Annotated in this window: 11 protein-coding genes; 2 read left to right on the plus strand and 9 right to left on the minus strand. The window is 38.4% G+C overall.

All coding sequences use genetic code 11. From position 1 onward, the window contains the following. The first annotated feature begins 5 nt into the window (after positions 1 to 5). Complete coding sequence (locus H9L23_RS19690) at positions 6 to 1,430, plus strand: RtcB family protein (protein ID WP_187591941.1); 1,425 nt, start codon at positions 6 to 8, stop codon at positions 1,428 to 1,430. Positions 1,431 to 1,648: 218 nt separating this feature from the next. Here H9L23_RS19690 and H9L23_RS19695 read toward each other — a convergent pair whose 3' ends face one another. From H9L23_RS19695 to argH, 4 genes are read right to left on the minus strand one after another with little or no spacing between them, the layout of a single operon-like run. Then, complete coding sequence (locus tag H9L23_RS19695) at positions 1,649 to 2,902, minus strand: pyridoxal phosphate-dependent aminotransferase (RefSeq protein WP_187591942.1); 1,254 nt, start codon at positions 2,900 to 2,902, stop codon at positions 1,649 to 1,651. 30 nt (positions 2,903 to 2,932) lie between these two features. Next, positions 2,933 to 3,265, minus strand: coding sequence for a type II toxin-antitoxin system RelE/ParE family toxin (locus H9L23_RS19700; RefSeq protein WP_187591943.1), 333 nt, complete (start codon positions 3,263 to 3,265; stop codon positions 2,933 to 2,935). Next, on the minus strand, positions 3,265 to 3,453 hold the full coding sequence (locus H9L23_RS19705; RefSeq protein WP_057931806.1) for a hypothetical protein: 189 nt from the start codon (positions 3,451 to 3,453) through the stop codon (positions 3,265 to 3,267). Before H9L23_RS19705 ends, H9L23_RS19700 begins: the two co-directional genes overlap by 1 nt. A gap of 20 nt (positions 3,454 to 3,473) precedes the next feature. Continuing rightward, complete coding sequence (argH, locus tag H9L23_RS19710; RefSeq protein WP_187591944.1) at positions 3,474 to 4,805, minus strand: argininosuccinate lyase; 1,332 nt, start codon at positions 4,803 to 4,805, stop codon at positions 3,474 to 3,476. A gap of 188 nt (positions 4,806 to 4,993) precedes the next feature. Between argH and H9L23_RS19715 the strand changes: the two genes are divergently transcribed. Further along, on the plus strand, positions 4,994 to 7,837 hold the full coding sequence (locus H9L23_RS19715; RefSeq protein ID WP_187591945.1) for an alpha/beta hydrolase family protein: 2,844 nt from the start codon (positions 4,994 to 4,996) through the stop codon (positions 7,835 to 7,837). A 56-nt stretch (positions 7,838 to 7,893) separates the two neighbouring features. On the opposite strand, the gene H9L23_RS19720 is transcribed toward H9L23_RS19715, so the two are convergent. The 5 genes from H9L23_RS19720 to H9L23_RS26715 form a co-directional block, all read right to left on the minus strand. Further along, a complete protein-coding gene (locus H9L23_RS19720; protein ID WP_187591946.1) occupies positions 7,894 to 8,457 on the minus strand; it encodes a hypothetical protein in 564 nt (187 codons plus the stop codon). A 22-nt stretch (positions 8,458 to 8,479) separates the two neighbouring features. Continuing rightward, positions 8,480 to 9,550, minus strand: a complete 1,071-nt coding sequence (locus H9L23_RS19725) for a M20 family metallo-hydrolase (RefSeq protein ID WP_187591947.1) — start codon at positions 9,548 to 9,550, stop codon at positions 8,480 to 8,482. Positions 9,551 to 9,676: 126 nt separating this feature from the next. After that, positions 9,677 to 10,489: a pyrroline-5-carboxylate reductase gene (gene proC, locus H9L23_RS19730; protein WP_187591948.1), complete on the minus strand. Its 813-nt coding sequence runs from the start codon at positions 10,487 to 10,489 to the stop codon at positions 9,677 to 9,679. Positions 10,490 to 10,834: 345 nt separating this feature from the next. Next, positions 10,835 to 11,671 (minus strand): acetylglutamate kinase, encoded by an 837-nt coding sequence (gene argB, locus H9L23_RS19735; RefSeq protein ID WP_187591949.1) that lies wholly within the window; start codon positions 11,669 to 11,671, stop codon positions 10,835 to 10,837. Further along, a complete protein-coding gene (locus H9L23_RS26715) occupies positions 11,661 to 11,930 on the minus strand; it encodes a PDDEXK nuclease domain-containing protein (protein ID WP_246474746.1) in 270 nt (89 codons plus the stop codon). The genes argB and H9L23_RS26715 overlap by 11 nt, the downstream gene beginning before the upstream one ends.

Genomic DNA, 11,930 nt, shown 5'->3' on the forward strand with positions numbered 1-11,930 from the left:
AAAAAATGAACAACAACATAACAGGTAACAACCTGATTGAAATAGGTTATACCGAAGGAAAAATAGTAGGCCTAGCCTTAGATATCCTGAAAGAAAATTTCACGGATATAGAGGAAAAAGAATTACTGGCCTTATTTAAAAAAGTAAAGGATTATCCTGAAAGTTTTTTGGATGACGAGGTATTAAATACACTGGCAACAGCCGTGATTGAGGAATCCAATCCAAAATCAGACGGAACCATTGAACTGATTAACAACGCTAAAGATTATTCGATTTTTGGTGCAGATTATATTGAAGAAGGTGCCAGAAACCAAATGGATGTCGCCATGAAATTACCAGTTTCAGTTGCGGGTGCACTAATGCCCGATGCACACCAAGGTTATGGCTTGCCGATAGGTGGAGTATTGGCCACCAGAAATACAATTATTCCATACGGCGTTGGTGTAGATATCGGTTGCCGAATGGCCCTGAGTATTTTCGATATCCCTGAAAAACATTATTTAGGTAAAGATGCGATGTACAAACGTGAACTGATTGCTTTTACGAAATTTGGCGCAGGTCAAAATTTTAAGGGGAATGAAAAAGCAGACCATGATGTTTTAGAAAACGAAACTTTCAATTCAACTCCTTTTCTTAAAAACTTACACGGGAAGGCCTGGGCGCAATTGGGTACTTCGGGCGGCGGTAACCACTTTGTAGAATGGGGAATTATTGATTTCGCGGAACGCGATGAGATCTTGAATATCGATAAGGGTCGTTATGTAGCTTTGCTAACCCACTCCGGTTCACGAGGCTTTGGCGCTACTATCGCAGGCCATTATACCAAACTGGCTAAAGACATCTGTAAATTACCTAAAGAAGCTGCAAACCTGGCTTACCTGGATTTAAACACTGCCGAAGGACAAGAGTATTGGATTGCCATGAATCTGGCTGGAGATTATGCCTCAGCTTGTCATGAGGTAATCCATAAAAGATTGACCAAAGCCATTGGCGCAAAAGTTTTAGCCAAGGTAGAAAATCACCATAATTTTGCCTGGAAAGAAATGCTTGATGGGGAAGAAGTAATTGTACACCGAAAAGGTGCAACGCCTGCTGGTAAAGGCGTGATGGGGATTATTCCGGGAAGTATGACCGCACCAGGATTTTTGGTCAGGGGGAAAGGAGAAATGAATGCGATTAACTCTGCATCGCATGGTGCCGGTAGACAAATGAGCCGGACAAAAGCGATTCAATCAATTACGAAATCGGATATGAAAGCCATTTTAAAAGACCATAATGTTACCCTGATCGGTGCAGGTTTAGATGAAGCGCCAATGGCCTATAAAGACATTAATAAAGTGATGGCAGCACAAACTGAACTGGTTGATGTGGTGGCTAAATTTGAGCCAAAAATGGTGAGAATGGCGGATGATGGAAGCAGGGAGGACTAATTGGGAGTTGGGAGTGTAGAGTCTTTAGTCCAAAGTCCTTAGTCTTCAGTCTATAGAAAAGTCGTCATCTCGACTGAAACATAGCGAAATGGAGAGATCTACACCAGATTTCTCGACTGCGTTGCACCCGATAGCTATCGGGTCCGCTCGAAATGACGATCTAACTAAAAAAACCTCTTCAAAACTAATTGAAGAGGTTTTCCTATCTATTTATAATTTTATTTTAACTTACTCAATGCCGTTTTAATTCTCGGCAACATGTCTTTAATATCCTGTAAAGTACAAGCACCTACTGACGCCCTGAACCAAGGCATGCTATCTTCATTTCCAAAAGCTGAGAATGGCACTAATGCTGCACCTGCTTCTTTAATCAGGTAGAAATTTACATCTGCACTATCCTTTAAAATTTGACCATCTTCAGTTGTTTTTCCAATATAATTGATTTTAATGGTTAAATAAATGGCGCCCATTGGCTCCACCGCATCAACATTAAATCCTTCTGCTTTTAGCTCGTTAAAACCATTATAAAGCGCATTTAAACTATCCTGAATCTGACCTTTAAAGCTGGTTAAGAAAGTATCAACCTGTGTTTTATCGTTAAAATAGTTTGACATGGCAACCTGCTCGGCTTTTGGTGCCCAGGCCCCCATGTGGCCAACCAATGCCTTCATCCTGTTGATGATATCTTCAGGACCGAAACCCCATCCTACACGCACACCCGTTGCCGCTAAACATTTCGAACTACCATCTACAAAAACGGTAAATGGCCTCATTTCCGGACGTAAAGAAACCGGATTTACGTGCTCTTTACCAAAAGTTAAAAGCGAATAAATCTGATCATACATCATGTACAATGGTTTTTCATCTGCACCACGGGAAGCATTTTCTTCTAAAACTGCATCACAGATTTCAGCAAGCGAATCTGCATCGAACATGGTTCCGGTTGGATTTAACGGCGAACATAAAGCCAATAAAGTTGCACCTTTTAAATGCGGTTTCAGTTGCGCAGCTGTTGGCATAAAATTATGCTCAGCATCGGTTTCTACGGCAATGGTTTTAGCCGAAGTTAAATGTGAATAGTGGTTATTATTCCATGATGGAGCAGGAAAAACTACAGTATCTCCCGGATCAATCAAAGCCAGGTAAGTAGCATAAATCAATGGACGCGACCCCCCAGAGACTAAAATACTGTTGGTATTATATTCTAATCCGAATCTGTCTTTCAATAATTCTGAAACCGTTTCGCGTAATGGCAAAACACCATCAGCTGGTGGGTAGTTAGTTTGATTGGCATTGTATGCATCAACAATTCCCGCTTTTAATTCGGTTGGAATCGGGTAAATATTTGCATCAAAATCGCCGATGGTTAAGTTGGCGATTGAAGCGCCTTTGCGTTTCATTTCGTTAACCTCGTTACCAATTTTTATAATTTCTGAGCCAATTAATGAACTGGCCAATACTGAAACTTTCATATATATATATTGAAACTGCTTTTAGCAGATTTATAATGCTTTAATTATTTTTTGAAGTTCTTTTTTATCGATACTACTCTCTTCCGATTTATCATATAAGGTTAGCATATTGATAACTACACCATCTTGCATATTTGAAACCAGATAAGTTATTATTCTAAATCCACCACTTTTGCCTTTACCCTTGCTCTTTATTGCTAGTCTAATTTTATAGAGGCCTGCACCTAGATCATTACCCTGTTGCGGATTCTCGAGAAGTTTCTCTTCAAGTTCATAGAGATCTTCAACTAAAGAAAGATATTTCTTTTTGTAGACTTTGGCTTTTCTAATAAAAACATCTGAATAAATAACTTCATTGGCCATTAAATATCTTTTAAACTTAAAGGCTTCCGTTTCCCTTGCTGCATTTCCTTAATTTCTTTTAAGGCTTGAGCAATTTCAGAGGTTATCTGACTTGTTGGCTCAGATTTAACTTTTGCACCAATTTTGCTAAGGAATTCTTTTACAAAACCTGCGTCTTTATCCTTAATTTCTATTGTTAAAGTTGTCATAATTACAAATTTAGCAAAATTTATTTAACCAGATTTTCAATTGCTTTATTCACTTTCCCAAAGCCAAACTGCGACAGCACATTTTGCATTGCTTCACTAATCTGCTCATTACAAAGGTTGCCAATGCTTCCTTCGTGTGTATGATGTATCTGGCCAGATGGAGTAAAAGTACCATTTTCTATCTGTTCGCCAACAATTTTATAAGCCTCTCTAAATGGAACACCTTGCAACGCCAAATCGTTTACTACTTCAACGCTAAACAGGTAGTCGTATTTTTTATCTTTCAAAATATCATCTTTAATGGTGATGTTCTGAAACATGAAAGTAGCTATTTCCAAACATTCGTTTAAAGAATTAATCGCCGGGAAAAGATTTTCTTTAAGCAACTGTAAATCGCGGTGATAACCTGACGGTAAATTGGTAATCATCATCGCTATTTCATTTGGTAAAGCCTGGATTTTATTACAACGGGAACGGATCAGTTCGAAAACATCCGGATTTTTTTTGTGCGGCATAATGCTCGAACCTGTAGTGAGTTCTGGCGGAAAACTGATAAAACCAAAATTCTGGTTGATGAACAAACATACATCCATTGCCATTTTAGCCAAAGTTGCCGCAACTGCGCTCATGGCCTGAGCCAAAATTCTTTCGGTTTTGCCACGGCCCATCTGTGCATAAACCACATTGTAGTTTAAACTTTCAAAACCCAATAATTCGGTTGTTAAAGTTCTGTTTAAAGGAAATGACGAGCCATAACCCGCAGCAGAACCCAATGGATTTTTATTGGTAATTTTCCATGCAGCAAGCATCAGCTCCATATCATCGGCAAGACTTTCGGCATAAGCGCCAAACCATAAACCAAATGACGATGGCATGGCAATCTGCAGATGTGTGTAACCTGGCATTAATTTGTCTTTATGTGCATTGCTCAGTTCAATTAACTGGTTAAACAAAGTTGAAGTTTGGTTAACCATATCTTCAATGCAAGCCCTGAAGAATAATTTTAAATCGACTAAAACCTGGTCATTGCGCGACCTGCCACTATGGATTTTTTTGCCCGCCTCACCAATGCGTTGGGTAAGCAACCATTCTACCTGCGAGTGTACATCTTCTACCGTATCTTCGATGGTGAAATTTCCAGCTTCAATTTCATTGTAAATGTTTTTCAGTTCTTGCTGAACCGTTTTCAATTCATCAGTAGTTAGAAGATTGATGGTTTCTAACATTTGGGTATGTGCTAATGAACCCAATACATCGAATTTTGCCATTTGCAGATCCAATTCGCGGTCTTTACCTACCGTAAAACTTTCTACAAACTGATTTACATCTATATTTTTTTGCCAGATTTTCATTCTTATGATTGCTCTATTTTATACCTGCATGAAAGCAGTCGAAATACCCGCAAAAGTACAATAAATAGATTAGAATTAGGAATGAGATTGGTTTGTAACTCACATTTAAAGGTCAATAAACTCAAATTTATGTGGCTTCTCCTAATTCTTGGTTTAAAAGCTTATTTTCGTATAAACTTAAACTTATTATGAAATCCCTAAAACTGTTCTCCACCGTTTTTTTATTGCTTGTTATACACCACCTACAGGCACAGGAAAAACCAGCATTAGGCTGGAAAGATGTTTCTAAATGGACCTTTAACAGACCTGCTACTTTATCACCTAATGGCGAATGGATCGCACTAGCTAGCGGACCGGTTGAAGGAGATTTAAAAATGACAATCAGAAAAACCAACGATACTTTAAGTCGGAGCTACCCAATTGGAGCAATGGCCAACAGCATCTCATTTTCAAACGATTCAAAATTTGCTGCTTTTAAGGTTGCGCTTAAGGATAGCGAAGCCAAAGTGGCAAAAAAAACAAATAAACCTGTTTATGACAAGCTTTTGCTTGTTTCATTGAGTGATAATAAACAGACGACTTTCGAAAAGGTAAAAAGTTTTAGTTTTTCTGAAAAATCACCTGAGTGGATTGCCATACAATTTGCACCGGCAGAAAATGCTTCTAAAGAGAAAGATGCCCCAAAAGGTACCGATGTATTGCTTTATAACCTTATCACCAAAAAAAGCTACAACCTTGGTAACGTTTCAGAATTTGCATTTAACAAAACAGGAAGCCAGTTTGCTTATGTTATCGATGCTGCCGGTCAAAATGGGAACGGTATTTTTTTACGCGACATGAAAACAGGTATTACCACCGCACTCGATAATGATAAAGCGGTTTATCAGAAACTTGGGTGGAATGAACAAGGAACCGCATTTGCCTTACTTAAAGCCAATAAAAACGACAAATATAAAGATGACGTTTACAGCATGCTTGGTTTCAACAAAATCAACGGAGATTTAACTAACAAAGTAATCTATAATGGTATCGACGATAAAATATTCCCTGCAAATATGGGCATAAACGCTAATGCTGTACCATTTTGGTCTGATGATCAAACCGTTTTGTTTCTTGGCGTTAATACGCTTACCAAAAAAGAAGAAAAAAAAGAGGAGAAAAAAGACGATAAGAAAACCGATACCCTAAGCAAGTCGAAAACAGAGGTTAAAAAGGATGATATCGAAAAGCCTGATATGATTATCTGGAACTGGCAGGATAAGAGATTGCAATCGGCCCAACAAACACAGGAAACGCGTGATAAAAACTTTAGTTATTTAAGTGCTTACCGTATAGCGGATAAAAAATTCATTCAGCTTGCGGATAGTAATATGCGCTCGGTTAATGTAAACCCGAAAAGTTTATACGCCATTGCATACGATAATTCGAAATATGAATTAATGGGGAATTTAGATGGACAAAGTTATGTGGATGTTTATGTGATCAATCTTAAAACCTTTGGGAAGAAATTACTATTTGAAAAAATGTACGCTTCTAATGGTGGAAGACTGGTAATTGCACCAAACGGAACTTTAGCCAGCTATTATGTAGACGGTGTATTTTATGGTATCAATCTGGAAACTGGAAAAATTTCCAATCTTACAGGCAAAATCAAGTCTTCATTTGTTGATGAATTAGATGACCATAATGTAATAAAACCAGCTACTGAAAATTTAGGCTGGTCGGCCGATTCTAAATATGCATTGATTAAAGACAATTATGATTTATGGAAAATTTCTGCTGACGGAAATAGTGTTACTCCATTATCTGATAATTGGAAAAGCAAGAAAACCGAGGTGGCAAGCCGTTTCCGTGTAGATGCAGACGAGAAAGGTGTTAATTTAAGCAAAGACCAGTATTTTGCGATATTCAATACTAAAACCAAGAAAAATGGCATTGGGATTTTACCTGCGGGTAAATCTAAAATCAACATTTTGTTCCTGGATGACAATGCTTATCAAAGTTTTGCAAAAGCCGAACAAGCTAAAATTTTTACTTATACCAAAAGTAATTTTCAGCAATCGCCAGATTATTATGTAAGTACAACGGGTGATTTAAGTGCTGCAAAAAAAATAACTACGAACACTCCAGATCAGGCTAAATATGCATGGTCTTCAGGTGTAAAGTTGATTGACTATGTGAGTGCAAATGGCGACAGTTTACAAGCGGCCATTTATTTACCTGCCAATTATGTTCCCGGAAAAGCTTATCCTACCATCACTTATATTTATGAAAGATTAACCGATGATCTGAATACCTATACCATGCCTACATTTCCTGGTGGAGGTTTTAACAAAGCAATGTACACCAGCAATGGATATGCGGTTTTAATGCCAGATATTAAATATAAACTGAATGATCCGGGTATGTCGGCAGTGGCCTGTGTGGTGCCTGCAGTAAAGGCAGCCATTGCTACCGGAATTGTAGATGAAAAAAATGTCGCCATCCATGGTCACTCCTGGGGCGGTTATCAAACTTCGTTTTTAATTACGCAGACCAACATCTTTAAAGCTGCAGCAGCTGGTGCGCCATTAACCAATATGATAAGCATGTACAGCTTAATTTACTGGAATAGCGGTGGTACAAACCAAGCCATTTTCGAAGCCAGCCAAGGTAGGTTAACGCCTGGTTATTGGGATAACTGGGATGCTTTCGCACGCAATTCGCCGGTATATCATATCAAAAAAGTACAAACGCCTTTATTGCTTTTACACAATGATAAAGATGGGGCTGTAGATTTTACTCAGGGTATTGAATATTATAACGGTTTAAGAAGACTAAACAAACCCGTAGTGATGATTACCTATCGTGGCGAAAACCACGGGATTGCAAAATTACCAAACCGTAAAGATTATGCCGTACGGATGATGGAGTATTTCGATTATATGCTTAAAGGGAAATCTGCTCCTGAATGGTGGAGTAAAGGTGTAAACCGGTTAGATATGGAAAAACACTTAGAAGCAAGGGCTTTTGATGGCGGCGAAGAGAATTAATTAAAAACATATTAACAAAAATGGCGTTTCACATCTGAAACGCCATTTTTGTTATTTTAAAAGCGATAACCTATCCGCAAATGTAGGTTTAATGCCAAATCATTTTCATCTTTTAGGTAACCAGCACTTTTTGCAAAAATCCTTCTGTAACCTAAACCAATACCGGTTTCATAATTAATATGTTTACCAATGTTCCGCCTCATTCCCCAGGTGGGCACAATCGATAAATCACTTACGATACTGATATTTTTGTAATTTGAGATCACAAACCAATCAGGATGATAACTTGTTTTTAACGAAAGGAAATTGCCGCTATTGCCATCAATTCTTTTCGATTTTGATTTTCTTTTGTTCAAGTTATAATACCATCTCGGTTCGGCAGTAATTACCGGTGTAAAAACATAACCTGTTTTATCATAAAAAGAACCGCCCCATATTCCGCTATCAAAACCAAGTTCAGCTCTTAAGGCAATCTGGTTCGATAATCTTGACTCATTATGTACCCATACACCCAAAAACCCAACCTGAGCTCCAAAAACTGATTTTTCAACACTTGAATCCTGGGCTTTTGAAGTTTTAAAGAATAAAAACAGAGATAAAATGATGAGCGTTTTTTTCATGAATATTTGATGTATTATAAAATTATTTACCGTTGATTACGGGTTTCAGCATGTTTACGTATCCTGCTACACCTTCTGCAACCTCATGCACGTATAAAAATTCGTCAGCCATGTGTGAGCGACCAGAAAAACCAGGGCCACATTTTACTGAAGGAATATCCAACAAAGCCTGATCGGATGTAGTTGGCGAGCCATAAGTGGTCCTTCCCAATGCAACCCCAGCCTGAACAACCGGATGGTTTTTATCAATTGATGATGGTTTTAAACGAATAGAACGTGGGGTAACATCACAGTCAACATTTGCCCTGATGATTTCTAAAACTTCTTCATTGGTATAAGCATCGGTTACACGTACATCAACTGTGAAAGTACAATTTGCCGGCACAACATTGTGTTGCGAACCTGCATTGATAATCGTAACGGTCATTTTCAACGGGCCGAAAACATCCGATACTTTAGGGAACTGATAATTCCTAAACCACTCAATGTCTTTTAAAGCTTTATAAATGGCATTCTCTCCTTCTTCGCGGGCGGCATGACCAGCTTTACCGTGTGATACGCAATCTAACACCAACAAACCACGTTCGGCAATGGCTAAATTCATTTCTGTCGGCTCTCCTACAATCCCGAATTCCAATTCGCCTAAATCTGGAAGAACCAGTTCCAAACCGTTATTGCCCGAAATTTCTTCCTCAGCAGTTGCGGCCAGGCAGATGTTATATTTTAAATTTTCCTGTTCGTAGTAATATAAAAACGTACCAATTAGCGAAACCAGACATCCCCCTGCATCATTACTGCCTAAACCGAATAATTTGTCACCTTCAATTGCAGCGTCATAAGGATCACGGGTATAACCAGAATTAGGCTTTACCGTATCATGATGTGAATTTAGAAGCAATGTTGGTTTAGCCGAATCAAAATATTTGTTGTAAGCCCAAACGTTATTCATTTTACGCTGGATCTTAACTCCTCTCTCTTCCAGAAACTGCGCAATTAAATTTGCCGTCCGGTCTTCTTCTTTACTAAAAGACTGGATGCGAATTAGCTGCAGCAATAAATCCAGACTTTCTTTTTGTATATTTTCTAGTAACATAGTATCAAGTAGTTGGGATCAAGTATCAAGACATTGAGTCTAAACATACTGTCTTTTAACTTTCAATCCCTTTAAATATTGGCTAGGTAAATCTTCCATATTACCTTAACCATTTTAAATTAAGCCTTAGCTCTCTTTGGTATACAAATTCCCCGCTTTTAAAGCTGAAAGTTTAATACCCTTTATTAATGAAGAACTAAAACCATTGTGTTCCATTTCGTTTAAGCCGGCAATGGTACAACCTTTCGGCGAAGTTACCTTATCTATTTCTGATTCTGGGTGTGTTCCGTGCAATAAAAGTAAATCTGCCGCTCCCTTAGCCGTTTGAACTGCCATTTTTAAAGCTTCATCAGCATGAAAGCCAATTTCTACACCACCTTGCGATGCAGCCCTAATTGCCCTTAAAAAGAATGCAATACCACAGGCACAAAGCGCTGTTGCAGAAGTCATTAAATCTTCATTAATTTTCACAACTGAACCTACGGTTTCGAACATTTTAGTCACACTTGCAATATTTTCTGCTGAGGCATTATCGCTGGCCATACAGGTCATGGATTGGCCGATGGCAATTGCCGTATTTGGCATTACCCGGATCACTTCAACATTTTCGCCTAATTTTTCTCTCACCGCAGCGCAGCTTACACCCGAAATTACCGAAATGACCAAATGTTTTGTAGCATCTATCGAAGCGTTAATTTCATCAAGAACCGTATTTAATTGCTGCGGTAGAACAGCTAAAATCACAACATCGGCATCTACAACGGTTTGTTTATTGTTATTGCTTATATTAAAACCAGCTTCTGCAAAAGATTTTAAGTGGTCGATATTTCTTCGGGTAAGCGTAATGTCGGCTGCTTGGGCAAAGTCGGCCTTCACCAAACCTTTTGCTAAAGATAATCCGATATTTCCGGTACCAATGATGGCTATTTTTTTTGACATGATTACTAATTTTTTCTGCGGGTTGATTACACAGATTTATATTTTTATTTGAAAAGCAATTTCAGTAATGCTATTGATGTTTCAGTCCTGCTATTCATTACAAGTCCCGATGAAAAATCGGGAGCTTTCCATTACTATCAGGTTTAGTTTGCAAAAGCAGTGGTTAATCGGTTTCTTTTCCCCTCTAAATGTCTAAATAATCTACCACCAGAAATCGAAAACCACAAAGAATTATAAAGCCACTTAGTGTCTTGGTGGTTAAAATTTTTAAGCAATGAGTTTGTGCGCCTCGCCAAAACCTTACACCTTCAACCTTCCTGCCTTCTACCTCTTTTCCCTCTACCTTTATTTCAGCATTTTGGTCCCAAAGGTACCATTAGCAAGCTCAGCAAGTTCATCTGCTTTACCAATATATACAGCCGAAACTCCCTTTTTAATGGCTTCGAAAGCGTTGTGTAATTTAGGTATCATTCCGCCTTGCACCGTTCCGTCAGCTTTTAAACCTTCAAACTCATCTGCTTTGATTTCTCGAACTACAGAAGTATTATCATTTACATCTTTAAGTACACCTTTTTTCTCGAAGCAATATACCAAATGCGTTTCATATAAACCCGACATTGCCACTGCAACAGAAGAAGCAATGGTATCAGCATTGGTATTTAAAAGTTGTGTATTACCATCATGTGTAATTGCACATAAAACAGGAACCAACCCAGCCTTTAACAGGCTATCTAAAGTTGAAGAAGAAACAGAATTTTCATCCAAGTCACCAACAAAGCCATAATCAATTACAGCTCCAGCCATAGGACCAGCTTCCGGCCCATAAGTTTTAGTGCTAACCGGTCGTTTTTTTGCTTTGATCACATTCCCATCAGCACCACTTAACCCAATGGCATTGCTACCTTTGGCCTGTAGTTGGGCAACCATATTTTTATTGATCAAACCTGCATAAACCATGGTCACAATCCGCAATGTTTCGATATCGGTGATTCTTCTCCCCTCAACCATTTTGGCTTCAATACCTAACGATTCACCCAATTCAGTTGCAATTTTACCTCCACCATGCACCAGAATTTTATCTCCGGGCAAAGCCGTAAAATCCAATAAAAACTGATGCAGGTTTTCTGAATTATCGATTACGTTTCCGCCGATTTTTATGATAGTGAGTTGTTTATTCTTCATTTTTATAGAAAATTTCTGAAAGCTGGTGTAGTTTTTCTACAAGCAACTTTTTATCAATGAGTTTAGTTTCATAATCTGCAATTAAAGCCGGTGACAAATTTCTAGCTAGCGCGTATTCCACAACTTCAACATCTTTGCCTTTGCACAATAAAACACCAATACTTGGATTTTCATGCGGCCGTTTAACATCCCTGTCCAAGGCTTCGAGATAGAAATTTAATTTTCCCAAAAATTCCGGTTGAAATTCTTCTATCTTCAA

The organism is Pedobacter roseus (assembly GCF_014395225.1).
GTDB lineage: Bacteria > Bacteroidota > Bacteroidia > Sphingobacteriales > Sphingobacteriaceae > Pedobacter > Pedobacter roseus.

What these genes read in the sequence shown, in the direction of transcription:
- H9L23_RS19705 (WP_057931806.1), bottom strand. Translation starts at nt 3,453, where the DNA reads ATGACAACTTTAACAATAGAAATTAAGGATAAAGACGCAGGTTTTGTA.
- proC (WP_187591948.1), bottom strand. Translation starts at nt 10,489, where the DNA reads ATGTCAAAAAAAATAGCCATCATTGGTACCGGAAATATCGGATTATCT.
- H9L23_RS19725 (WP_187591947.1), bottom strand. Translation starts at nt 9,550, where the DNA reads ATGTTACTAGAAAATATACAAAAAGAAAGTCTGGATTTATTGCTGCAG.
- H9L23_RS19690 (WP_187591941.1), top strand. Translation starts at nt 6, where the DNA reads ATGAACAACAACATAACAGGTAACAACCTGATTGAAATAGGTTATACC.
- H9L23_RS19715 (WP_187591945.1), top strand. Translation starts at nt 4,994, where the DNA reads ATGAAATCCCTAAAACTGTTCTCCACCGTTTTTTTATTGCTTGTTATA.
- H9L23_RS19695 (WP_187591942.1), bottom strand. Translation starts at nt 2,902, where the DNA reads ATGAAAGTTTCAGTATTGGCCAGTTCATTAATTGGCTCAGAAATTATA.
- H9L23_RS19720 (WP_187591946.1), bottom strand. Translation starts at nt 8,457, where the DNA reads ATGAAAAAAACGCTCATCATTTTATCTCTGTTTTTATTCTTTAAAACT.
- H9L23_RS19700 (WP_187591943.1), bottom strand. Translation starts at nt 3,265, where the DNA reads ATGGCCAATGAAGTTATTTATTCAGATGTTTTTATTAGAAAAGCCAAA.
- argB (WP_187591949.1), bottom strand. Translation starts at nt 11,671, where the DNA reads ATGAAGAATAAACAACTCACTATCATAAAAATCGGCGGAAACGTAATC.
- argH (WP_187591944.1), bottom strand. Translation starts at nt 4,805, where the DNA reads ATGAAAATCTGGCAAAAAAATATAGATGTAAATCAGTTTGTAGAAAGT.